The sequence below is a fragment of the Micromonospora ureilytica genome, assembly GCF_015751765.1.
Classification (GTDB): domain Bacteria; phylum Actinomycetota; class Actinomycetes; order Mycobacteriales; family Micromonosporaceae; genus Micromonospora; species Micromonospora ureilytica.
Genome location: NZ_JADOTX010000001.1, coordinates 6,415,048 through 6,439,283, shown reverse-complemented (window position 1 = coordinate 6,439,283; position 24,236 = coordinate 6,415,048). Strand labels below are relative to the sequence as shown.

Genomic DNA, 24,236 nt, shown 5'->3' with positions numbered 1-24,236 from the left:
AGAATGTCGGACACTGGATCTCCCCTAGCGGAGTTTCGGATCGAGGGCCTCGCGGACCGACTCACCGAGCATCACGAAGCTCAGCACTGCGGTGACGAGGAACGCGGCGGGGAAGAACACCAGCCCTGGCGCGACCCGGACAAAATTCTGCCCATCACTGATCATGATGCCCCAGGACACCACTGGCGACTTCAGACCGACGCCCAGGAAGGACAGGGTGGCCTCGGCGCCGATGAACGAGCCGACCATGATCGTGCCGTAGACCAGCAGCGGGGCCAGGCAGTTCGGCAGCAGGTGCTTGAGGATGATCCGGCCGGTGCCGGCACCCAGCGCGCGGGCCGCCACGATGTAGTCGGCCTCCTTGGTGGCGAGCACCGAGGAGCGCATCAGCCGCATCACGACCGGCCAGCTCAGCACGATCAGCGACGCGATCACCAGGGTCATGATCTGGGCCTTGCTGTTGCCGGCGCCCGACCCGTTGAACGTGGTCAGGATGACGATCGCGCCGAGCACGAACGGCAGACCGAAGAAGACGTCGGCGATCCGGCTGAGCAGCGCGTCCACCCAGCCACCGCGGTAACCGGAGATGACGCCCATGGTTCCGCCGATGAGCAGGGTGCCCAGCACGGAGAGCACGGCGACCACGATGGAGGCTCGTGCGCCGTAGATGACCCGGGCGTAGACGTCGCGGCCCTGCACGTCGTACCCGAACCAGCCATTGGCGGACGGCTTGTCGAGGCTGCGGGACAGCGAGCCGTTGACCGCGTCGCCCGGGACGAACAGCGCCGGGAAGGCCGCCATCAGCAGGAAGATCACGATCAGCGTGGCCGAGATCCAGAACAGCGGCTTGCGCCGCAGGTCCCGCCAGGCGTCGCCGAGCAGGCCGCGCGGCTTGTCGTTGCTCTGCGGCTGGCCCGCGGTGGCGGGGGCGGCGGAGTCGGTGGGGTGTGCGCCAGGGGTGCTGACGATCGATGCGGTACTCGGGTCACTCATAACGGATCCTCGGGTCCAGGGCGGCGTAGAGCAGGTCAACCAGCAGGTTCATCACGAGATAGACCAGCACCAGGACGACCACGATGCCTACCACCGTGGCGCTTTCCTTGGTGATGATCGACCGGAAGACCTGGCGGCCGATTCCGTTGATGCCGAAGATTCCCTCGGTGACGATCGCGCCACCCATCAGGGCACCGAGGTCGGTGCCGAGCAGGGTCACCACCGGGATGAGCGAGTTGCGCAGCAGGTGCACGCCCACAACCCGGCGCATCGGCAGGCCCTTGGCGATGGCGGTACGCACGTAGTCCGCGCGACGGTTCTCCGCGATGCTCGTTCGTGCCACCCGGGCGATGTACGCCACTGACGCGCTGCCCAGCACGAAGCCCGGCACGATCAGCTCGGACCACCGCATCTCCGAGGAGACCGTCGGCTTGATGATGCCCCACTGCACGCCCAGCAGCCACTGCAGCACGAAGCCGACCACGAAGACCGGCAGCGCGATCAGGAAGAGGGTGGAGACCAGGACCAGGTTGTCCAGGAAGCCGTTTCGCCGCAGACCGGACAGCACGCCGGCGCCGAGACCGATGATCGCCTCGATGGCGAGCGCCACGAGGGCCAGCTTCAGCGTGTTCGGGTACGCGGTCAGGATGATGTCGCTGATCTCGCGTTGCTGGAACGTCTGACCGAAGTCGCCCTGGAGCAGGTTCTTCATGTAGTTGCCGTACTGCACGAAGACGTTCTGGTCGAGGTGGTACTTCTCGGTCATGAAGGCGATGTACTGGTCCGGGCAGCGACGCTCACCGCACTTGCCGGCGAACGGATCGCCGGGCACAGCCCAGACGAGCCAGTAGATCAGGAACGTCGTACCGATGAAGACCGGCACGAGTTGGAGCAGCCGTCTCAACAGATAACGGCCCATGGGGTGGTCCTCCAGACAGGGGGCGCGTCGGACGGCCGACACGGTGGTGACAACGTGCGAGTGGAGTGTTGTAACACCCAATCGCGGAACGGCCCCGGGTCGGGCTCACCGGATGTGGCGAGCCCGACCCGGGGTCAGACCGTTCGGATCAGAGCTCGACCGAGGTGATGTCGATCTCGCCGACGTTGTTCAGCTCGAGCTTCTTGATCTTCTCCGAGTGGCCGGACTGCTGGCCGTAGAAGTAGATCGGGATGCTCGGGACGTCCTGGTCGACCTTCTCGACGGCCTTGGCGAACGCCTCGTGCGAGGCCTCCAGGCTCGGCGCGCCGCTGGCCTGCTTGGCAAGGGCGTCGACCTCGGTGTTGCTGTAGAGGCCGTCGTTCGAGGAGCCGTTCGTGACGAACAGCGGGTTGACCCAGTTCTCGACGTCCGGGTAGTCCTGCTGCCAGGCAGCACGGTACGGACCGGTCATCTTGTGGGCGTTGACGTTCTGGCGGAACACCGCGAAGGTCGGCACACCCTCGGCCCGGGCGTTGATGCCAAGGTTGGTCTTGACCTGCTGCGCGACGGCGTCCATCCAGTCCTTGTGGGCGGAGTCCGAGTTGTAGTAGAAGACCATCTCACCGGTGAAGCCACCGGCCTCGTCGAGCAGCGTCTTGGCCGTGGCCACGTCGAACTTGCAGGCGGTGCAGTTACCCGGCTTGGCACCCGGGGTCAGCGGGTTCGCCCAGCTGTCGGCCGGCTTGCGGGTACCGAAGAAGATCTTGTCCGAGATCTCCTGCCGGTTGATCGACAGCGACACCGCACGACGCAGCTTCGGGTTCGCGAAGCGCTTGTCGTAGATCGGGAACGCGATGAACGCGGTCGACGGCGTGACGGTCGAGCGGCCCCGCTCACCGAGGTCGGTCTTCCACTTGTCACCGGCGAGGGCCGAGGTGGGGACAACCTCCATGAAGTCGAGGTTGTTGGCCAGCAGATCGGCGTAGGCGGCGTTGTCGTCCTGGTACAGCTTGACGTCGACGTCCTTGACCTTCATCTTGTCGCGAAGGTTGTAGTCGTCGAAGCGCGTCAGCTTGATGAGGGCGTTGTCCTCCCAGGACACGAACTTCACCGGGCCGTTGGCGATCGGCTTGCGGCCGAACTCTTCCGGCTTCATCGTGAAGAACACGTCCGGCAGCGGCATGAAGGCGCTGTAGCCGAGCTTGGTCGGGAAGACCGCGGTCGGCGCCGACAGGGTGACCTCGAAGGTCTGGTCGTCGATGACCTTCAGGCCGGACATCTTGTCGGTCGTCGGGGTCGGGGCCTTCTTCGGGCCGTCCGCGCCGTCCGGGTCCGTGGTGTAGGTCTGCTCGAAGCCCGCGATGTCCGCGAAGAAGGTGCCGTTCTGCGCGCCGTTCGGCGAGTAGGCGGCCCAGTTCCAGGCGTCGACGAAGTTCTTCGCCTTGACCTCGGTACCGTCGTGGAACTTGGTACCGGCCTTGATCTTGATCGTGAAGACCTTGGAGTCCGTGGTGTTGATGGACTCCGCCAGCGCGTTACGCGGGGCCCCACCGTCGTTCGGGTACTCGACCAGGCCGGTGAACAGCCAGTCGATGATCTTTCCGCCGCCGGTCTCCGTGGTGTTCGACGGGACCAGCGGGTTCTCCGGCTGGACGCCGTGAACAACGATCGAGCCGTCCGCGCTGGCGGCAGTATCGCCGTCGCCGCCGCTCGAGCAACCGCTCGCGACAAGCGCGGCAGCCGCGCTGAGCGCGATCGCGCTCGTCGCCCGCTTCGAGACTCTCATTCCGAGGGGCCTCCTCTTTCTAACCAGGTTCCGTCGTGGGTTTCACGCACGTTTGGGGGTGACACCGCCCGACCACCCCGGGGCGGGGGTCGCCGGGACCACAGGGAAGTTGGGGACACCCCTGATGTTCCGATCCGCCGGGCTTCCCCGCCAACGAGGCGCGACACGACGCAATCGACACAGCCACGGGCCGCCGTGATCGGCAGAATCGTGGTCGTGGGGCGTACGGAGTGCCACACACCGATGGTGAGGTGCTGCCACTGTGACACCCACTGGCCTCTTCCGTGAAGGTGCCGTTATCAAGCCGTTAGTTGCCCGCCACGTTGCCGATACTTGAAAAATGATCATAAAACGGTCGTCGGAGGTGGCACTGAGCAGGAAATACGTTGCGCGACCCGAAAAGCCGGCCTCGGTCCGCGCGCCAGCCCCGAGGTCGCCCCGGGCCGGTGGGACGTCCGTCACGACTCATGTTTCGACCCATCCGGATGAGGGTGCCCAGGGCTACCCGGACACGATCATCGGCTGGGTGTACGAGGGCGCGCCTGACGTTTCTCTGATCCTCGTCGCCGGCGACGAGCCGTCGATCCTCGTCGCCGGCGACACACGGTCAAACGAGGCGGCGATCCGCCGCCCACCGGGACAGCTCGTAGCGGTTGGACATCTGGAGCTTGCGCAGCACGTTCGACACGTGCGTCTCCACCGTCTTGATGGAGATGAACAGCTCCTTGGCGATCTCCTTGTACGCGTACCCCCGGGCCAGCAGCCGCAGCACCTCCCGTTCACGGTTGGTGAGCTGGTCCAGCTCCGGGTCGGCCACCGGTGCGTCCGGCCGGGCCGCGAAGGCGTCCAGCACGAAACCGGCCAGCCGTGGGCTGAACACCGCGTCCCCGTCGGCCACGCGACGGATCGCGGCAGCCAACTCGTCCGGAGAGATGGTCTTGGTGACGTACCCCCGGGCGCCTGCGCGGATCAGCCCGATCACGTCCTCCGCCGCGTCGGAGACGCTCAACGCCAGGAACTTGACCTGCGGGTGCGTACGCCGCATCGCCTCCAGCACCGCGCGACCGCCGCCGTCGGGCATGTGCACGTCGAGCAGCACCACGTCCGGGCCGACGGAGGCGATCCGGGTGATCGCCTCGGCCACCGTGCTCGCCTCGCCCACCACCTCGACGTGGGCGCCCAACTCCGCGCGCACACCGGCCCGGAACATGGCGTGGTCGTCCACCAGGAACACCCGCAGCCGCTCGGGGCGGGCCTCCGCCGGGTCGAGGTGCTCGGTCGGCTGCTCGGCCATGGTCATCTGTTCCTCTCCGCTGCGGACGAGTCCCGGGAGATCGGCAGAATCAGCCGGACCTCGGTCCCCTCCCCCGGGCCGGACCGGATTTCGGCCCGTCCGCCGTGCCGCTTCATCCGCCCGATGATCGAGCCGCTTACGCCGTGCCGGTGGTCCTCCACCGTATCCGGATCGAAGCCCTTACCCCGGTCCCGAACGAAGACGCTGACCTGATCCGGCTCCACCTCGGCGTAGAGGGACACGGTCTGCACGTCGGCGTGCCGGGCCGCGTTCACCAACGCCTCCCGCGCGGCCGCGACCAGCGCGCCGACCTTCTCGTCGGTCTCCCGGTCCCCCACCACCACCGTCTCCACGCTGATCGCGAAGGTGTCCTCGACCTCGGCGGCGGCCTGCTCCAGAGCGGCGGCGAAGCGTTCGCTCGGGGAGGCGGTCGGCTTGTAGAGCCAGTTGCGCAGGGAACGCTCCTGCCCTCGGGCCAGCCGCTGCACCGTCTTGACGTCGCCGGCGTTGCGCTGGATCAGGGCCAACGTGTGCAACACCTGGTCGTGCACCATCGCGGCCAACTCGGCCCGCTCCTGCTCGCGGATGCGCCCCTCGCGCTCCGAGCGGAGCTGACTGTACGTCCGCCACAGCACCGGCGCGGCGACCACGCCGACGCCCGCCAACCCGACCAGCGCGAAGATCACGCCATTGATCACCGCGTCGAAGTTCTGTGCCGGCGAGTAGACGGCCGCGACACCGATGATGCCGACCGCGACCAGCACTCCCCCGCCGATGAACCGGAGCACGAAGGCCCGCCGGTCGCTCTCCTCGACGACCGCTCCGAGCCAGGGCACCGGCATCGCCTCGCCCCACTGTCGCCGCCGCTCGGGCGCGGACTGGTGCCAGATGACCCCGGCGCCGACCGCGATGATCGCCACCAACCAACCGGCGGTGCCCGCCGCGCCGACCGAGTCGAAGACCATCACCTGGATCAACAGGACACCCAGCCCGATCCCCACGAACGGCAGGAGCTGGGCGACGTCCCGCCGGGGCGGCACCGCGGTGTCACCGGGACGCAGCGGCACCACCGCCCAGAAGGCCGCGTAGAGCAGCAGGCCGAGCCCGCTCAGCCCGAGCAGAACCATGAACGCGACACGCACCCGCAGCACCGAGATGCCGAGATGGTCGGCGATACCGGCGGCGACGCCGGCGGCCATCCGGTGCTCCGGAGCGCGGTAGAGGCGCGGAGGCGAGGTCACGGTGCTGATCGGAGGCTCCCTGGTCACGGTGGCGGACAGGTCGAGGTCGGTGACTCGATCGTCACACGCTGCGGCGTCCACGACCACGGGGACGCCCCCGACATTCCGGCCGCCGGATCTCAGGGTGGGGTCAGGGTCGGGTCCTGAGGTCGTTCGGGTGGACCGGGCAGCAGGATCGAAGCATGACCGAGGAAGCTGCCCCGCCGCCCCGACCGGGGTCGGCACAGCCGGGCGGTTCAGCACCGCCCCCGCCCACCACAACGCCCACCGAATGGACCGAGCCCAGCACGTTCGGTCCGCACGCTGGCACCGACGCGACCGCCGACACCACACCCGGCGGTCCGGCCGACGGCTACGGGCCGCCCCCGGCCGGCTACGGCCCCGGCCCGGGGTTCGCGGCGGGCACCGGCTACGGGCCGGGTGGTCCCGGTCCGTCCGCGCCGCCACCGCCGCTGGGCGGCAGCGGCTTCACCTCACGGTACGGGCTGGTCCGACCGCGCGAGGGGCGGTATCTGGCCGGCGTCTGCGCGGCGATCGGGCGCGCCACGAACACCGATCCGGTGCTCTGGCGGGTGCTGCTCGCGGTGCTCGGGTTCTTCGGGGGCATCGGCATCCTGGTGTACGTCGCCGCCTGGCTGATCATCCCGAACGAGGGCGACACCGCGTCCCCCGTCGAGTCCATGCTCGGACGCGGTCGCTCCAGCATGTCGCCGGTGACGGTGATCGTCCTGGGCATCCTGGTCGCGGCCAGCTTCGCGTACATCGTCACCGACGCCTTCCGCGCGGTGCTGCTCGGCGCGGCCATCCTGGTCGCCGGCGCGCTCCTGCTCAACAGGGACGGCCGCAATCCACGTCCCGGCACTCCGGGCGGTCCGCCGCCCGCCGCACCGTCCGGCAACCCGGCCGGCCCGGTCGTCCCGCCGACGGCCTGGCCCGCACCGTCGTACGGCACGGCGCCGTCGACCGGCCCAGCGGCGACGCCGCCGGTGTTCGGCACCAGTCCGGGGTACGCCACCACGACGGGCGCAGCGCCCACCGTCACCATCCCGGCGTACGACGTGCCGCCGACCGGCGGTCCGTTGCCCCCCACCGCGACGCAGCCGGTGTCCGGGATGGGCCCGCTGTCCGGGCAACCGGCCACCACGGCGGCCGCCCAGCCGGGCTGGCCGAGCAGCACCATGTCCAGCGCTGGCTGGCCATCGGCACCGGTGAGCAGCACACCCGCTGCCCCGGCCGGCTATCCGACCGCCCCGCCGCCCTCCGGTTACCGCCCCCCGTTCGCGCCACACGGCCCGTACGCTTCGCCGGCCCCGGCCGCCCCTCCTCCGCCCAAGCCGCCCAAGCCGCCGAAGCGCCCCAAGGAGCGGTCGCCGCTCGGCGCGGTGACCTTCTCGCTGATCTTCCTGGTGCTCGGGCTCGTCGCCCTGCTCGACCTGCTGGACGTCTTCGCCATCAGCGCCTCGGCGTACTTCGCGGCCGCATTGGCCACGATCGCGCTGGGACTGCTGGTCGGGACGTGGTTCGGACGGGCCCGCTGGCTCATCGCGCTCGGTCTGGTGACCGCGGCGGCGTTGGGCACGGCGACCGTCGCCGAGTCCTACGACCGGATCCGGGGAGTCGACGGCGCGGTGACCTGGGCGCCCACCGACTACCGCGACCTGGCGGACCGGTACGAGAACAGCTTCGGTGACGCCGTGCTCGACCTGCGCGGGATCGACTTCGCGAAACGGGACAGCCAGGTGACAGTGGCCGTCAACTTCGGCCAGGCGACAGTGGTCGTCCCTCCGAACGTGGACGTCACCACCGTGGCCGACGTCAACGCGGGTGACGCGAAGGTCTTCGGCAACCGCTCCGGCGGGCTGGACGGCCGCCTGCGGGAATCCACAGACGTCGGCGCGGACGGCCCCGGCGGCGGGACCCTGCGCCTCTACATCCATGTCAATGCCGGCAACCTGGAGGTGACCCGGTGAAGGCTCACCGCACGGATCTGGTGTCGTTCGCCTTCGGGCTCGTGTTCCTGGCGCTGTCCGCCTGGTGGCTGCTCGCCCAACTACTCGGGCTGGCGCTGCCGCCGGTCGGCTGGTTCCTGGCCGGCGCACTCATCCTGATCGGGGTCTTCGGGCTGGTCGGCGCTCTGCGCTCGGGTCGACCGAGCCAGCCGGCGCCCACCGCCGAGGCCGGTGCCGCCGAGGCCGTCTCGCCCGTCTCCGGCACGTCCGTCTCCGGCGCACCCATCTCCGGCGCACCCATCTCCGGCACGCCCGTGCCGGTCTCCGGTGCCGCCACGTCGACCTCCGGCGCGGCCCTACCGGTCTGGGAGGCCGAACGGTCCACCTGGGACGCTCCGTCCTCGGACCCGACGCTCGTCTCGGACCCGACGCTCGTCTCGGACCCGACGCTGGCGACGTCGACCACCGAGGCGCGGGCGGAGGATGCGCCGACCACCGACGTGATCCACCCGGCCTGGCTGGCACATCCACCAACGGAGCCGCCGACCGAGCCCGTCTCCGGCCAACCCGGCAACGGGGGCGAGGAACCGACCATCGGGCTCCTCGACCGCTCGGCCCCGACCGAGGGGAACGAGCCGAACCGGTCCGACCAACCGACCGGGGGCGTCGGCGACCAGCCGGGCGACGAGCGGGAAGGTCCGCGCAGGGAGGCCTGACCTCGGGCGCCGGGGCCGCGTCGGTCCACCGCATCCCCACGGCGGTGCGGCCGGCGCGGACGGACGCATATGCTGGCCGGTGGAGATCTCGCCTCCGCCGGCCGGCCCGTCCCCGCCATGGCGGTCCCGCCGCGATTCCCGTCTCTACCCCCGTCAGGAGCCCGCCCGACATGACCCAGTCCTCCGCCGTGCGTACCACCGGCCGGTCCGGTCCGGTCCGCATCGGCGAGCGAGCCGCCCGTACCCTCGTCGCCGAGTTGGCCCGCATCAACGACGCCAAGGCAGCCCTGCTGGTCGGGGTGAACCCGGACTCAGCGGTGCTGGCCGCGGCGATCGAGGCGCTACTCCCCGGTGACCGGCTCACCGTCGTCCCCGCCGAGCCGTTCGGCGCTGCGGCGCTCCGCGAGCACGTCACCGCACAGGGCCGCTGGGTCGCCGACCGGGTGAACGTCGTCGACTCCCTGGCCGAAGCCGAGGCCGCCGGGGTCGTCGTCGCCGGTGAGGTGTTCACCGGCACCGCCGAGGCGACCCGCAGCGCCGTCGAGGGTTTGGCCAAGTACCTGACCGATGGAGCGATGCTGAGCGTCGCGACCGTCGCCACGCCCGGCCGGACCGAGGGCGCCGCCGCCGAACTGGCCCGACAGGACGCCCTCTACGGCGTTGGCGCCGACCTGGTACTGCGCAACTCGCCACCGGTGCGGGTCTACCGACTGCGGTTCAGCCCGGCCGACCCGGCCACCGCCGACAGGCTGGCCCCCGCGTACCGGCCGTCGAGTGTGCCGGTGACCCGGGGCATGCACATCGACTCCAACGGCGTGGCGGCGGCGGGCATCGCGCTGGGCCTCGCGGCGCTGGCCCGGGTGGCGCGACCGTCGTCCAAGCTGTGGCTGCTGCCGGCGCTGGCCGCCGGGCCGGTCGCCGCGTTCTTCCGGGATCCGGAACGGGACGTGCCGGAGGACCCGAGCGCCGTCGTCGCCAGCGCGGACGGGAAGGTCCTGTCGGTGCAGCGGCTGTACGACGAGCGCTTCGGCGACGGCGAGTGGCTCCGGGTCGCGGTGTTCCTCTCGGTGCTGGACGTGCACGTCAACCGCTCCCCGGTCGCCGGCAAGGTGGTGGACTACTTCGTCGCCGACGGAGGCTTCGTCAACGCGATGAAGCCGGACGCCGAGCACAACGTCGCCGCGTACACCGTGCTGGACACCGCCCGCGGCCCGGTGGTGGTCGCGCAGCGGACCGGGCTGATCGCCCGCCGGATCGTGCAGCGCGCGCCGATCGGCGCGCTGCTGGCCAAGGGCGAGCGCTTCGGGCTGATCCGGTTCGGCTCCCGGACCGACGTCTACCTGCCCGCCGACGCCGCGGACCCGCTGGTCGGGCCGGGCGACAAGGTGGTCGGTGGGTCCACGGTCATCGCCCGCTGGCGCTGAGCCGCGAACGACGAACGGGGCGCCGCTGTCCGCGGCGCCCCGTTCTGTCTGCTCAAATCAGGCGGTACGACGCTGCCGCAGCCAGAGAACCGGCCCGCTGACCAGGTAGCCCACCACGATCAGGGCGAACGTGAGCCGAATGTCGACAAGCGCGCCGATCACCGGAGCCAACCACAGCCACGCCGGCAGCTTCACCAGTCGGGCGAGCTTGGCGTACGGGAAGCTCGAAACCATCGCGAACGCCAGCAGCGCCACCCCGGCGACCAACACGGCACCGGGCACCGGCAGGCCGATCGCCACGGTCACGGCGAGCACCGCGGCCGCCATGGTGGTGGGCACGCCGCAGAAGAAACGGCCGTCCTTCGGCGAGACGTTGAAGCGGGCCAGTCGAATCGCGGCACACGCCGCGACCAGGGCGCACGCCACCGCCGCCGCGGCCGTGGAAACGGAGCCGGCGAGCGAGGCGTAGACCACGACCGGCGCGGCGAGACCGAACGAGCACATGTCGGCCAGTGAGTCCATCTGCGCGCCGAACGGGCTGGCCACACCGAGCCGTCGGGCCAGCGCGCCGTCCAGACCGTCGAAGCCGACGCAGGCGATCAGGCAGAGCGCGGCAATGCGCACCTCGCCCTGCATGGCCAGGAAAATGGCCAGCATGCCGAGCATCAGGCTGGCCAGCGTGCAGGCGTTGACCAGGGCGAACTTCATCCGGCGGGCGATGGTGCGCTCGCCGGGGAGCAACGGGATCGAGTGGGCCTCGTCGGCCTGCGCCATCGGCGGCATTGCCGGGCTGACCGGCACGACCGCGTCGATGTCCGCCCGGTCCAGGCCCAGTGTCGGGTCCACACCCAGTGTCGGTCGGCTGAGCCGGTCCAGGCCGTAGCGACGGCGCTGCCGGTCGGCGTACCGGTGCTCGGTCGGGGTCAGGTCGTCGTCGCGGCGACCCACCCGGACCAACAGCACCTGGCGGGCGAACGTGCTGCTGCGGCGCAACCGGCCCGCCCAGCGACGCCCAGCGGGGCGCGGACTGTCAGTAGTACGACGCCGGCGCCATAGGGCTCTCGGCACGTTTCCTCCATCACCGGATCTGCTAGCCGCCGTGTGGCGGGTGCCCGGCTGTCTCGTGCCGGACCTTGCCTTGCCCCGGCAGCCGTTTGCGGAGTACACCATCGCATAGGGGAACATGGCTTGGCGATAGCTGCCGGCGGTACTTATATTGGCTTAAACCGCTCGAACCGCCCGCTTGTTCCCATCCCGGGCCTCATCGCCCGTTTCCTCCATCATTCCCGTCTCTGACTGTACCGGAGGGTCACCATCTCGGCTCACCGAGCAGAGTGCTATCAACCACTCTGTCCGATTGCCACCGCGGCGATGTCGCTCAACGGCAGGTCAACCGCCTCGGCCCGAGTGAACCATCCCGCCCGCGCCGTCGACCCTCCGGCGGATTCGGTGACCACCGCATCGGTAGGTACGTCGACCAGCACCCGATAGATCACCCGTACGCCATGCCAGTCCAGAGGCCGGCCCTCCGGGCCCAGCGCGGCGGGATTGTGCAGGTTGTTGACGCCGAGCAAGTCCACGACCCGGCCCACCTGCCCACCCTCCTCGACCAACTCCCGGAGCAACCCGGTGGCCGGCTGCTCACCATGATCGGTGCCACCGCCGGGCAGATGCCACAGACCGGCCCCCGGATAACCCTTCGCGATCTGCGTGAGCAGGATCCGCCCAGCCGGGTCCGTGACCAGCCCGTACGCCCCGAAGCGCAGCCGACGGTCGGGGTGCGACGGCGGGAACAGGTCCCGCGACCGGTGCGCCCCGGGCGGCAGTGGGGTGACCGGCAGACCGAGCGCCTCGGCGGTGAACGGGGTCAACGGCAACTCCGCCACCTCCGGCAGGGACAGCCAGCGAGCCTGATCAACCAGACCACCTCCGACGCCCCGCACCCCACCCTCGGCCCATTCACCCCCGGCCCACACCCCCGCAGACGGTGCGCATTCGGCCCGCGCGCCCTCGGACCGCGCACCCTCGGCTGGCGCACCCTCGGACGACGCCCAGTCGGCCCGCGTCCCCTCTGACGGTGCGCATTCGGCCTGCGCACCGCGCGGCGTGCTGAGCTCGAAGATCAATCGGTCGGCGTGCAGCGCGGCGTCGCCCTCCGGGAAACTGACCACGTCGGCGACCACCGCGAGCAGTCGCGTGACCGTCACCGCCAGCCCGGCCTGTTCGGCGACCTCGCGGACCACGGTGCGCTCCGGGTGCTCGGCGTGTTCGACGGTGCCGCCCGGCAACCGCCAGACGCCCGGAAACTCACCCTCCGCGCCATCCCTGATCACCAGGACCCGGCCCGAATCCCGCAAGAGCCCATAGGCCCCGACTCGCCGCGCAAATTGCACCCTTTGTCCACCCCCCGCTTTGCACCCCAGGCCCGCTGATCATGAAGTTGTCGCCGTTCGTCTCGCGCCCCGACAATAAGATCATGATCAACGCGAGGCCGTGCACCGGAAGCCCGCAGAACTGACCAGCAGGACCCCCCGGCCAAGGTGACCAACCACTGGATAGGGGCGTTTCGACCCATCGAAACCGGTTCCATCCGATTTGCAGGAATGCCCGCTTCGCTCCATTAGCCCCTATTGGGGCGTCCATTCACGTCACGGCCGTCGAGACGAACGGTGATCAACTCGGGTTCACGGAAGGCGCGGTATCCCAGCGCCCGGGATGCCGCGCCTTCAAGGAATCCGAGTTGATCAGGGACCGGAGGGGCCCGTGCGGGGGTTGCCCGACGGCAGACCCTCCGGGGCACACCGACCCGACCGCAGATCGCTCCGACCACGCGTCAACGGACGCGCGAATATGTCGGCGTCACCCACCAACTCGTGGTCGACGGGCCGCACCGTCGTGCGTCCGTGCCGGCGCGCGGCCTACGGTCCGCGCCGGAGCAGTCTGCGGCCGTCCTGGCGGCATTGCCCACACCCGTCCCGGCGGCATGCCCATACCCGTCCCGGCGGCATGATCACACCCGTCCCGGCGGCATGCCCGCCACCCGTCCCGGCAGGATGCCCGCACCCGTCCCGGCGGCATGATCACACCCGTCCCGGCGGCATGATCACGCCCGTCCCGGCGGCATGATCGACTCGGTTTTCTTGAAGACGCGGTGTCCGAGCGAGGCGGAAAGCGCAACTTCCGTGAAACCGAGTGGATCATCAATGGGTTCTGGATAGCGCCGAGGCTTCCTGCCCGGGATACCCGCGGACCCTCGCTGCGGGGCTTCCCGGGCTCAAGATCGCGCAATATCCAGGATGTAGTGGCATCGGCGCGCCGTGAGGCCACTACATCCTGGTTCGAGCACGATCTTGGCGCGAGACCCGCAGCGCGAGACTCGAGGCGCGGCGCACGGCGCGAGACCCGCGGCGCGAGACCCGCGGCGCGAGGCGAAGGGCGCGCGGTGGGCTGCCGGCTCCTCGCGAGCCGGTCGGGGTCAGGTGAGTTGGGCTGCTTGGACTGCTTCGGCGGTCACCTCGGTGAGGCGGTCGGTGGGGAGGGCGCCCAACTCCTCGCGGCCGAACCAGCGGGCCTCGCAGGTGGAGCCGCCGACGTCGGCCACGGTCAGGGGGTTGGGCTGGTCGACGACGACTCGGTAGAAGGCGCGTACGCCGTGCCAGTCGATCGGGTAGCCCTCGGGGCCGAGTGAGGCGGCGTCGCGGTGGCTGGCGACTCCGAGCAGTTCGACGAGGCGGCCGGCCTGCCCGGTCTCCTCGATCAGTTCCCGGATGAGTGCCGCGCCGGGTTGCTCGCCGTAGTCGGTGCCGCCGCCGGGGAGGTGCCAGCAGCCGGCGCCCGGGTACCCGTCGGAGATGCGGGTGAGCAGCACTCGACCGGCGGGGTCGGTGCAGACCGCGTACGCGGCGAAGCGCTGGGCTCGGTGCAGCCCGTCGGGGCCGGGCACGGCGTAGAAGGAGGGGAATTCGGGTGCCTCGTCGGGCACCACGTCGGCCGAGGAGGCGGGCAGCCCGAGGGCGCGTGCGGTGAACGAACGCAGCGGCAGCTCGCGCGCCTCGTCGAGGGTGTACCACCGGGCCAGGTCGGTGGGGCGTTCGCCGACCCGGTCGGCAAGGGTGCCGCCGCGTACGGCCACCCGGTAGATCAGCCGGTCGGTGTGGATGGTGATGCCGCGGTCGGGGAGTGCGCGCATGTCGGCGAGCACGTCGGCCAGGCCGGTGACGGCGACCGAGAGGCCGGTTTCGGCGGCGGTCTCGCGAACGACCGTGTGGTTGGGGTCCTCGCCGTGGTCGACCGCCCCGCCGGGCAGCGACCACGTGCCGGGGGTGCCGGAGCGCTCCGATGCGCGGACCAGCAAGACTCGGCCGCTTGAATCAGCACAAACTGCGTATGCCGCGATCCTGCGGAGCGGCTTCAGCAAGGTGGTCACGGGAGCAAATTCTCCCCGCGCCGGGTTACCGGGACGGAAAAGAGTCGGATTCCTGACTATCCGGTCCCGGTCAGGGATTGGTCAGGGTAATGATCCGGGCGGTCACCGAGGGCGGGCCGGGCGCGAGCGCGGACCGTGGGGGTATGACATCGACCACCGCTCCCCGCGCCCCGTACAAGCAGCTTCGGCGACCCACGACCGACCGCATGGTCGCCGGGGTCGCCAGCGGCGTCGGCCGCTACTTCGCCGTCGATCCCACACTGGTCCGGGTGATCTTCGCGGTCACTGGCCTGCTCACCGGCGGGCTCGCGCTGTTCGCGTACCCGATCATGTGGTTCCTGATGCCGGAGGAGCCGACCGGCGCGCCGGCCTGGCCGCACGCCGCGGGCGTCGCGCCGCAGAACGGCCCGCCGCCCACCGCCGGGCCCGCCCCCGGTGGGCCGCCGCAGGGGTACGCCCCGACGCCGCCCTACCCGCCGACGACCCCGCCCAGCATGCCGCCGGCCGCGTGAGCGGCGCTCACTCCCACTCGATGGTGCCCGGCGGCTTGCTGGTGACGTCCAGGACCACGCGGTTGACCTCGGCGACCTCGTTGGTGATCCGGGTGGAGATCCGGGCTACCACGTCGTAGGGCAGCCGGGACCAGTCGGCGGTCATCGCGTCCTCGCTGGAGACCGGGCGCAGCACCACGGGGTGCCCGTAGCTGCGCCCGTCTCCCTGCACACCGACGCTGCGTACGTCGGCGAGGAGCACCACCGGGAACTGCCACACGCCCCGGTCGAGGCCGGCGGCGGTCAGCTCCTCGCGGGCGATCAGGTCGGCCTGGCGGAGCAGGTCGAGGCGTTCCTGGTCGACCGCGCCGATGATCCGGATGGCGAGGCCGGGGCCGGGGAACGGGTGCCGCCAGACCATCGCCTCGGGCAGGCCCAGTTGGAGGCCGAGCGTCCGAACCTCGTCCTTGAACAGGGTGCGCAGCGGCTCGACCAGCGCGAATTTCAGGTCCTCCGGGAGGCCGCCGACGTTGTGGTGGCTCTTGATGTTGGCGGTGCCGGTGCCGCCGCCGGACTCCACCACGTCGGGGTAGAGGGTGCCCTGGACGAGGAACTCGACGTCGCCGTGTGCGGCGATCTCGCGGGCCGCGGCCTCGAAGACCCGGATGAACTCCCGACCAATGATCTTGCGCTTCTGCTCGGGGTCGGTCACCCCGGCGAGCGCGCCGAGGAACCGGTCGGTGGCGTCGACCACCTTCAGCTTGATGCCGGTGGCGCTGACGTAGTCCTTCTCCACCTGCTCGGCCTCGCCGGCGCGCAGCAGGCCGTGATCGACGAAGACGCAGGTGAGCTGGTCACCGACCGCCTTGTGCACGAGCGCCGCGGCGACCGCCGAGTCCACCCCGCCGGACAGGCCGCAGATGACCTCCTTGTCGCCGATCTGGGCGCGGATCCGGGCGACCTGCTCGTCGATGATGTTCTCGGGCGTCCAGGTCGGCTCGATGCCGGCGATGTCGTAGAGGAAGCGGGTCAGCATCTCCTGGCCGTGCGCGGTGTGCCCCACCTCAGGGTGGAACTGCACGCCGGCACGACGACCGGCCAGGTCCTCGAATGCGGCGACCGGCGCGCCCGCCGACTCGGCGGTCACCGTGAAGCCCTCGGGCGCCTCGGTGACGCAGTCGCCGTGGCTCATCCAGACCGGTAGGTCCGCCGGCAGGTCCCGCAGCAGCACACCGGGGTCGAGGAGACGGGGGCGCAGCGGGGTGCCGCCGTACTCCCGGTTGCCGGTCCTCGTGACAGTGCCGCCGAGCGCCTGGGCCATCGCCTGGAAGCCGTAGCAGATGCCGAAGACCGGCACGTCGGCGCTGAACACGCCCGCGTCGATCTGCGGCGCGTTCGGGGCGTAGACGCTGGCCGGGCCACCGGAGAGGATGATCGCGGCGGGGTTCTTCGCCAGCATCTCGGCGATCGGCATCGAGTGCGGCACGATCTCGGAGTAGACCTTCGCCTCACGGACCCGGCGGGCGATGAGCTGGGCGTACTGGGCTCCGAAGTCCACCACGAGGACGGGGCGAGGCAGGCTCATGTGCACGAAGCCTACCGACAGTCACGGCCGCTCCCGGCACCGGCTCGCCGGCAATCCACTCTCCCCGCGATCTCGCACCTTCTGTCCCGACAAGAGATGCAAAAGCCACAGAATGACGACCGAAACTGCAAGATCGCCGGGGGTCAGGGTCGCAGCGCGCCGGGGGCGCCTGCCGGGACCGCCGGGTTTTTCGGGGGTACGGCGGGCAGGCGGCGATACGGGGAGTTCAGGGGTGGGCGGGGGTCCGGCTCGCCCTTGTTGGGCCAGAAGGACATCGCTCGTTCCGCCTGGGCGGTGATCGTCAGGGACGGGTTCACGCCCAGGTTGGCCGAGACGGCCGCGCCGTCGATCACGTGCAGCCCGGCGTGCCCGTACACCCGGTGCCAGGGGTCGATCACGCCGTCGGCCGGGGTGGCCCCGATGACGGCCCCGCCCAGGATGTGCGCGGTCACCGGTATGTCGAAGGGTTCGGTCAGCGAACCGCCGGGGGTGCCGCCGATCTCGTCGGCGAGCAGTCGGACGGCGGTGTTGCCGGCCGGGATCCAGGTGGGGCTGGGCGTGCCGTGGCCCGGTCCGGTGACCAACCCGCTACCGAGCGGGCCGCGCCGCCAGCGGGTGGTCAGCGAGTTGTCCACTGACTGCATGACCAGGGCGATCACCGTCCGCTCCGACCAGCCGCGCACCGACAGCATCCGCGCGGCCAGACCGGGCTGCCGCACGATGCTGCCCAGCCAGCGGCGTACCCGGTGCGGGCCGCCGTCGACCAGCAGCGACTGGAGCAACCCCATCGCGTTGGAGCCTCGCCCGTAGCGGACCGGCTCGACGTGCGTCTGGGGGTCGGGGTGGAACGAACTGGTGATGGCCACCCCCTCGGTGTAGTCCAACCGCTCGGACCGGGCCCGTTGGCGTGACACCGAGGCGCCGAGGATCGCCTCTGAATTGGTCCGGGTCAGCTCGCCGAGGCGGGACGAGAGCCCGGGTAGCGACGCGTCGGCCCGCATCGCGTGCAGCAGCCGCTGGGTGCCGAGCGCCCCGGCGGCGAAGACCACCTGGTCGGCGTGGATGACCTGCCGACCCTTGCGCAGCCAGGCGCCGGTGCGTTCGGTGTGCACCTCGTACCCGCCGCCCTCGGCGGGCCGGACGGCGGTCACAGTGGTCAACGGACGGACCGTGACCCCGAGCCGTTCCGCGAGCCAGAGATAGTTTTTGACAAGCGTGTTCTTCGCCCCGTGCCGGCAGCCGGTCATGCACGAGCCGCAGTGCAGGCAGCCGGTGCGTTCCGGGCCGGCGCCACCGAAGTACGGGTCGGCGACCCGCTGGCCGGGCCGGCCGATGTGCACACCCACCGGGGTGGCGTGGAACGTGTGCCCCACCCCCATCCGCTCGGCCACCGCGCGCATGGCCCGGTCCGCGCCGGTGTGCACCGGGTACGTGGTGACGCCGAGCATCCGTTTCGCCTGGTCGTAGTGGGCGGCCAACTCGTCGCGCCAGTCGGTGATGTCCCGCCACTGCGGGTCGCCGTAGAAGGCCGGCAGCGGTTCGTAGAGGGTGTTCGCGTAGACAAGCGAACCGCCGCCCACCCCGGCGCCGGAGAGCACCAGCACCCCACCGCCGGATCGCCTGTCGGCCGGGCGGAGCAGGGTGAGCCGTTGGATGCCGTAGCAGCCCAGCTTCGGCGCCCAGAGGAACCGGCGGGCCCGCCAGGACGTCTGCGGGAACTCGTCGTCGGCGAATCGGCGGCCGGCTTCCAGGACCGCGACCGAGTAACCCTTCTCGGCCAGGCGGAGCGCGGTCACGCTGCCACCGAAGCCGGACCCGATGACGACCACGTCGTACCGCATGGACGCATCATTACTCGCGAGTAGCGCTCGCGCCAGCGGCACTTTTCGCGCGATCATGCTCCGGCCGACCGACCCGGCGCCTCTCGGCCGCAACCCGGAGCACCCGTCGGAGCGTTGTTCACCAGACGGGTGGGAGGAATCCAAGATGGTTCTCGGGTCGATGGCACCGCGCCGACGGTGGCTGCTGCTGGGGTTGGCGGCTCTCGCCGTCGTCGCGCTGATCGCGGCCGGCGCGGTGGTGATCACCCGGCTGACCGGCGACAACAAGCCGGGCGGCGCTCCGGTCGGCGGCTCACCGACCCCGTCGCCGGTCGGCACGCCGACCCCGAGCCCCAGCGGTCCACCACCGGGCGCGGACATCACCGGCCCGCTCAACCTGCTGCTGGTCGGTGTGGACACCCGGGTCAGCGTGCCCGGGTGGGAGCCGCACTCGGACGCCGTGCTGGTGCTGCACGTACCCAAGGGGTTGGATCGGGCGTACCTCTTCTCGCTCCCCCGCGACCTGCTGGTGGACATCCCGGCGTTCCCGAAGGCCGGCTACAAGGGCGGCAAGACCAAGCTCACGCACGCGATGAGCTTCGGCAGCCGGGTGCCGGGCAAACCCAAACAACCAAGCACAGCCCAGGGGTACGAACTGCTGCGCAGCACGGTCAGCGGTTACACCGGGCTGCGCATCGACGCCGGCGCGGTGCTCACGTTCAACGGGTTCGACCGGCTGGTGGACACCCTGGGCGGGGTGGACATCTACGTCGACCAGCGGGTCGAGTCGTTGCACCGCCGACCGGACGGCAAGTACCGGGAGAGCGCGCCGGGCGGGTACAAGGGGCCGCAGCAGGTCTACGAGAAGGGCGAGCGGCACCTCAACGGCTGGCAGGCGCTGGACTACGCGCGGCAGCGCTACATCACCGGCGGTGACTACGCGCGGCAGCGTCACCAGCAGCAGCTGATCCGGGCGATGACCCGCAAGATCCTGGACGAGGGCCTGGCCCGGCAACCGGAGCGCGTCGACCAGGTGGTCTCCGCGCTGGGCGACACGCTTGTCTACGTGGGCGGGCGGAAGATCGTCGACATCGCGTACGCCCTGAGTGGATTGCCGGAGAACCGTTTCACGCTGGTCGGGCTACCCGGTTCCGGTGTCGGCAAGGGCAGCGCCTACCGGGGTGAACAGCTGACCACGGAGGGCCGGAAGTTCCTCACCGAACTCCGGGCCGGCCGCGCCGACGCGTACCTGGCCGCCCACCCCAAACTGGTCGTCAAGAACTGAAAGCCACTCAGAGCCGCTTGGGCAGGGCGGGCTTCTTGGTGTCGTAGAGCCAGGCGTCGAAGAGCGCGTCGAGCTGCTTGCCGGAGATCCGCTCGGCCACAGCCACGAACTCGGCAGTGATGGCCGTGCCGTCGCGCTTCTCCGCCGCCCAGGTCTTGACGATCTCGAAGAACGCCTTGTCACCGACGGCCACCCGCAGGGCGTGCAGGGTCATGCCGCCGCGCTGGTAGACCGACTCGCTGAACAGCTTCTCCACGCCCGGCTTGCCCGGCGGCGTCCTCCACACCTGCGCGGACATCTCGGCGTACCGCCTGTCGAACGCCTCCTTGGCGGTGTACGCCTTGGTGTGCTCGGCCCAGAGCCACTCCGCGTACGTCGCGAAGCCCTCGTTGAGCCAGATGTCCTCCCACTTGGCCAACGCGACGCTGTCGCCGAACCACTGGTGGGCCAGTTCGTGGGCGACGACCTCGGTGTTCTCGCCCTGCCGGAAGAAACTCGCCGCGTAGACCGGTCGGCTCTGCGTCTCCAGGGCGTAGGAGATCCGGCTGTCGGAGATCACCACCCCGCCGTACGCGTCGAACGGGTACGGCCCGAACACGCTCTCCAGGTAGTCGGCCACCGCGACGGTCTGCGCGATGGACGCGTCAGCGCTCCCCTTGGCCTCGGTGGTGGTGACCGCGTTGTAGACGGGGCGGCCCTTGTGCTCGCCGGTGGTGATCCGGAACTTGCCGATCACCAGCGTGCTCAGATAGCTGGCCATCGGCGACTTCTCCGACCACTTCCAGGTGGTCCAACCGCCCGAGCTGGTCTTGCCGCCGGGAACGCCGTTGCTGATCGCGGTCAGGCCGTCCGGAACGGTGACCTCGAAGTCGTAGGCCGCCTTGTCCGACGGGTGGTCGTTGACCGGGAACCAGGTGCTGGCCGACTCGGGCTGACCCAGCGCGATGGCGCCGTCGGAGGTGTGCAGGAAGCCACCGTCACCGAGCGTCTCGTTCTTCAGCGGCTTCGGCTTACCGGCGTAGGTGATCTCAGCGACGAACCCGTTGCCGTTGATCAGGCCGGAGGTCGGCTTGATCACCAGCTCGTTCCGCTTCCGGCTGTGGGTCGCCGGCGCGCCGTCCACGGTGACCGCGCTGACGGTCAGGCCGGCCAGGTCGAGGTTGAACGTCGCCAGGTCGGCGGTCGCGGTGGCCCGCACTGTGGTCGTACCCGTCAGCTGGTCCTTGGCCGGGTCGTAGCGCACCTTCACGGCGTACCGCGCGACGTCGTAGCCGCCGTTGCCGTAGGTCGGGAAGTAGGCGTCGCCGACCCCGTCGGCGCCCGCGGTGAACGTCCGAGCCGGTGTGGGAGACGTGCTCGGTGGTGAGGCCGTCTCCGTGCCCGCCGAGTCGCATCCGGACAGTGCGAGCGCACCGGTCACCAGCAGGCCGGCACCCATTCGCAGTCTGTGCCGCGTCCCCCGCATCCCACACCCTTTCCGCACGGTGGCCGGTCACGGCCTCCGCCGTCCCGCGCGAACAGGCGCCTACCCGCCGTTCGCAGGCGGCAGCATATCGACCGGGCGACGGGGCCGGGTCACGGCAGTGTGGGGGCCGATCCGCCCACCAACCAGGCGTCGAAGAGCGGACGCAGTTGCCGCTGCGCGACCCGCTCGGCCAGCGCGACGAGGTCCGCGGTGGTCGCGTTGCCCCCCGCCCGCTCGGTGGTCCAGGTGCGCAGGATGCGGAAGAAGAGGTCGTCACCAACGGTCCGGCGCAACGCGTGTACGGCGAGCGCCCCGCGCTTGTAGACGGCCGAGCCGAACATCTGCTCCCGGCCCGGCTCGACCGACGGCTGTGCCCAGTCGGTCCTCGCGTACTGGATCTCGAAGTTGCGTTGGGCGGTCCGACCGCCGTCGTGCTCCTCCCACAGCCACTCGGCGTAGCTGGCGAAGCCCTCGTTGAGCCAGATGTCACCCCACCTGGTCAACGACACACTGTCGCCGAACCACTGGTGCGCCAGCTCGTGTGCGACGACGCTCGGGTTCGGCCGGTCGTCGGCGAAGAAGCCAGGCCCGTAGACCGGCCGGGACTGGGTCTCCAGCGCGTACCCGACCCGGTCGTCGGCGATCACGATCCCCCCGTACGAGTCGAACGGGTACGGCCCGAAGCGGCTGGCCAGGAAGTCGACGATCGCGCCGGTGCGGGCCAGCGAGGTGGCCGCGCCGCCGGCCGCCGGCAGGCTCGCGGCCACCGCCGTGACCATCGGCCGGCCGGCGTGCGTGCCGGTCACCACCCGGTAGTCGCCGATCACCAGCGTGCTCAGGTAGCTGGCCATCGGGGCGCGTTCCGACCAGCGCCAGGTGGTCCAGCCGCCGGCGCTGCTCCTCGGCCCGGGTACGCCGTTGCCCAGCGCGGCCAGGCCGTCCGGGACGGTCACCGCCAGGTCGTAGGTGGCCTTGTCCGACGGGTGGTCGTTGACCGGGAACCAGGTGGCCGCCGAGTCGGGTTGACCGAGCGCCACCGCGCCGTCGGCCGTGTGCAGGAAACCGCCGCTGCCCAACGCCCCGTCGTCGACGGCCGCGGGTACGCCCGCGTAGTCGACAGTCACTGTGAACTGCCGACCGCGCGGCAGGCCGTCGCGGGGCGTCACCACCAGCTCGCCGTCGCCGCGCCGGTGGTCGGCCGCCGCGTCGGCCACCGTGACAGCGCTGACGTCCAGGCCGGAAAGGTCCAGATTGAACCGGGACAGGTCCTGGGTGGCGGTGGCCGTGATGACGGCCCGACCGGTCAGCCGGTCGGTCGACGGGTCGTAGCGGACGTCGAGGCCGTAGTGCGCGACGTCGTAACCGCCGTTGCCGTGCCCCGGCACGTACGGGTCGCCGGCATCGGCGGCGCCGGGCCGGAAGCCGTCGCGGTCGTCGCCAGTACAACCGGTAGCGACCAGCCCGATCACGCAGGTCAGCGCGGCGGCGACGCGCAGTCTCCGTCCGGTCAGGACCATGCACACCCCTCCTGCGGCGTTCGCTCAGGACGAGCGTAGTCAGCAGCGACGGCCGCGTGGCCCGGTATCGACGATCATCAGTAACTTTCGTCGAATCCAACAAAAGCTGCCGTCGATCGAACCTTTCTTTCGACTTAGACCGACGTTAGTGTCTGTCTCCGACCACCGTCGCGAAAGGTGGAACCATGCCAGACCACACCGCCCCCGACGCCACCCCCACCGGGCGGCTCAGCCGCCGATCCCTGCTCGCCGCCTCCGCCGGGGCCGCCGCCGCGATCGGCGCGGCCGGCCTACCCGTCCTCGCCACCGGCACCCCCGCGCTCGCCAACCCCGGCAACGCGAGCAAACTGCGGGTCGAGCCGCTGATCCCGGCCAGAAACCGCGGCATCATCCTCTACAGCGTCCGCGACCGGATCACCGCCGCGCCCGATGACAGCGGAGTGCCGTACGGCTTCGAGCGCGTCCTCGCCCGACTCGCCGAGATCGGCTACAAGGAGATCGAGTTCGCCGGCTACACCCAGAGCACCGAGATCCTGGGCCGGCAGATCACCCCCACCGAGATCCGCAAGATCCTCGATGACAACGGCCTGGTGGCCAACGGCACCCACGCCACGATCCAACCGGCCACCTTCCAGCAACAACTGGACATCGCCGAGGAACTCGGCATGAAGAACATCGGCACCGGCAGCGACCCGACCAGCAGCGCGTACAAGGCCGAGTGGGACGCCGCCGCCGACATCTGGAACGAGTTGGGCCGACAGGCCAAGGCCCGAGGCATGCGGCTCTACACGCACAACCACGACGCCGCGTACAGCTTCCTCATCGACCGGGGCCCACGCGACGCGCAGGGCCGGCAGACCCGATCCTCCGGCATCCGCCGGCTGGAGTACTTCTTCGAGATCACCGACCCGCGGTACGTCTTCTTCGAGCTGGACATCTACTGGGCCTACGTGGCCCGCTACAAGCACCAGAAGTACGTCAACCCGGCCGGGCAGGAGGTGACCGACCTGTTCGACCCGATCCTCACCGTGGCCGACCGGACCACCCGGTTCCCGCTCTTCCACGCCAAGGACGGCGACCGGGACACCAGCGTCCCCAACGGGTACCAGATGACCCCGCTGGGCGACGGCGACCTCAACTTCCAGCAGTTCTTCCAGACCATCGGCGAACGCAACTTCCACCACGCCAACTGGGAGATGGACACCGCCCCCGGCGGCACGGACAACAAGGGCCAGTCGCTCGACTTCGCGGCGACCAGCTACCAGAACATGTCCGACCTGACCATCTACGTGGAGAAGTGACTCCCGGCTGAACGCGACGAAGGC

Annotated in this window: 17 protein-coding genes and 1 pseudogene; 6 read left to right on the top strand and 12 right to left on the bottom strand. The window is 70.5% G+C overall.

From position 1 onward, the window contains the following. Positions 1-24: 24 nt before the first annotated feature. From IW248_RS29610 to IW248_RS29590, 5 genes are all read right to left on the bottom strand, one after another. Positions 25-993, bottom strand: a complete 969-nt coding sequence (locus tag IW248_RS29610) for an ABC transporter permease (protein WP_196929537.1) — start codon at positions 991-993, stop codon at positions 25-27. Further along, positions 986-1,912: an ABC transporter permease gene (locus tag IW248_RS29605; RefSeq protein ID WP_196929536.1), complete on the bottom strand. Its 927-nt coding sequence runs from the start codon at positions 1,910-1,912 to the stop codon at positions 986-988. The genes IW248_RS29610 and IW248_RS29605 overlap by 8 nt, the downstream gene beginning before the upstream one ends. Positions 1,913-2,060: 148 nt before the next feature. After that, positions 2,061-3,698, bottom strand: a complete 1,638-nt coding sequence (locus tag IW248_RS29600) for a peptide ABC transporter substrate-binding protein (protein ID WP_196929535.1) — start codon at positions 3,696-3,698, stop codon at positions 2,061-2,063. A 607-nt stretch (positions 3,699-4,305) separates the two neighbouring features. Beyond that, positions 4,306-4,992 carry a response regulator gene (locus tag IW248_RS29595; RefSeq protein WP_196930416.1) on the bottom strand — a complete coding sequence of 229 codons (687 nt, stop codon included), beginning with the start codon at positions 4,990-4,992 and terminating at the stop codon, positions 4,306-4,308. 2 nt (positions 4,993-4,994) lie between these two features. Further along, positions 4,995-6,260 (bottom strand): ATP-binding protein, encoded by a 1,266-nt coding sequence (locus IW248_RS29590; protein ID WP_196930415.1) that lies wholly within the window; start codon positions 6,258-6,260, stop codon positions 4,995-4,997. 155 nt (positions 6,261-6,415) lie between these two features. Between IW248_RS29590 and IW248_RS29585 the strand changes: the two genes are divergently transcribed. From IW248_RS29585 to IW248_RS29575, 3 genes and pseudogenes are all read left to right on the top strand, one after another. Continuing rightward, entirely contained in the window at positions 6,416-8,203 is a 1,788-nt protein-coding gene (locus IW248_RS29585; protein ID WP_231396484.1) for a PspC domain-containing protein, read from the top strand. Next, positions 8,200-8,448: pseudogene (locus IW248_RS29580) on the top strand (hypothetical protein); the annotation flags it as partial. The gene IW248_RS29585 and the pseudogene IW248_RS29580, both read left to right, overlap by 4 nt. 620 nt (positions 8,449-9,068) lie before the next feature. After that, on the top strand, positions 9,069-10,322 hold the full coding sequence (locus IW248_RS29575) for a phosphatidylserine decarboxylase (RefSeq protein ID WP_196929534.1): 1,254 nt from the start codon (positions 9,069-9,071) through the stop codon (positions 10,320-10,322). A gap of 57 nt (positions 10,323-10,379) precedes the next feature. Here IW248_RS29575 and IW248_RS29570 read toward each other — a convergent pair whose 3' ends face one another. From IW248_RS29570 to IW248_RS29560, 3 genes are all read right to left on the bottom strand, one after another. Continuing rightward, a complete protein-coding gene (locus tag IW248_RS29570; protein ID WP_196929533.1) occupies positions 10,380-11,315 on the bottom strand; it encodes a CDP-alcohol phosphatidyltransferase family protein in 936 nt (311 codons plus the stop codon). Positions 11,316-11,662: 347 nt separating this feature from the next. Then, positions 11,663-12,655: an NUDIX domain-containing protein gene (locus tag IW248_RS29565; protein WP_307788307.1), complete on the bottom strand. Its 993-nt coding sequence runs from the start codon at positions 12,653-12,655 to the stop codon at positions 11,663-11,665. 1,142 nt (positions 12,656-13,797) lie between these two features. Further along, on the bottom strand, positions 13,798-14,748 hold the full coding sequence (locus IW248_RS29560) for an NUDIX hydrolase (protein WP_124822168.1): 951 nt from the start codon (positions 14,746-14,748) through the stop codon (positions 13,798-13,800). A gap of 143 nt (positions 14,749-14,891) precedes the next feature. Between IW248_RS29560 and IW248_RS29555 the strand changes: the two genes are divergently transcribed. Next, complete coding sequence (locus tag IW248_RS29555; RefSeq protein WP_124822169.1) at positions 14,892-15,260, top strand: PspC domain-containing protein; 369 nt, start codon at positions 14,892-14,894, stop codon at positions 15,258-15,260. A 7-nt stretch (positions 15,261-15,267) separates the two neighbouring features. On the opposite strand, the gene guaA is transcribed toward IW248_RS29555, so the two are convergent. Together guaA and IW248_RS29545 are read right to left on the bottom strand one after the other, a co-directional pair. Then, positions 15,268-16,824: a glutamine-hydrolyzing GMP synthase gene (gene guaA / locus IW248_RS29550; RefSeq protein ID WP_124822170.1), complete on the bottom strand. Its 1,557-nt coding sequence runs from the start codon at positions 16,822-16,824 to the stop codon at positions 15,268-15,270. Positions 16,825-16,967: 143 nt separating this feature from the next. Beyond that, on the bottom strand, positions 16,968-18,665 hold the full coding sequence (locus IW248_RS29545; protein ID WP_196929532.1) for an FAD-dependent oxidoreductase: 1,698 nt from the start codon (positions 18,663-18,665) through the stop codon (positions 16,968-16,970). A 145-nt stretch (positions 18,666-18,810) separates the two neighbouring features. Here IW248_RS29545 and IW248_RS29540 point away from each other — a divergent pair, with 145 nt between their 5' ends. Beyond that, the gene (locus tag IW248_RS29540; RefSeq protein ID WP_196929531.1) at positions 18,811-19,929 is read left to right on the top strand and encodes an LCP family protein; all 1,119 of its coding nucleotides are present in this window, start codon (positions 18,811-18,813) and stop codon (positions 19,927-19,929) included. A gap of 7 nt (positions 19,930-19,936) precedes the next feature. On the opposite strand, the gene IW248_RS29535 is transcribed toward IW248_RS29540, so the two are convergent. Both IW248_RS29535 and IW248_RS29530 read right to left on the bottom strand, forming a co-directional pair. Then, on the bottom strand, positions 19,937-21,394 hold the full coding sequence (locus IW248_RS29535) for a M1 family metallopeptidase (RefSeq protein WP_196929530.1): 1,458 nt from the start codon (positions 21,392-21,394) through the stop codon (positions 19,937-19,939). Between the two features lie 110 nt (positions 21,395-21,504). Continuing rightward, entirely contained in the window at positions 21,505-22,911 is a 1,407-nt protein-coding gene (locus IW248_RS29530) for a M1 family metallopeptidase (protein WP_196929529.1), read from the bottom strand. A gap of 185 nt (positions 22,912-23,096) precedes the next feature. Between IW248_RS29530 and IW248_RS29525 the strand changes: the two genes are divergently transcribed. Beyond that, positions 23,097-24,212 (top strand): sugar phosphate isomerase/epimerase family protein, encoded by a 1,116-nt coding sequence (locus IW248_RS29525; protein ID WP_196929528.1) that lies wholly within the window; start codon positions 23,097-23,099, stop codon positions 24,210-24,212. Positions 24,213-24,236: the final 24 nt, after the last annotated feature.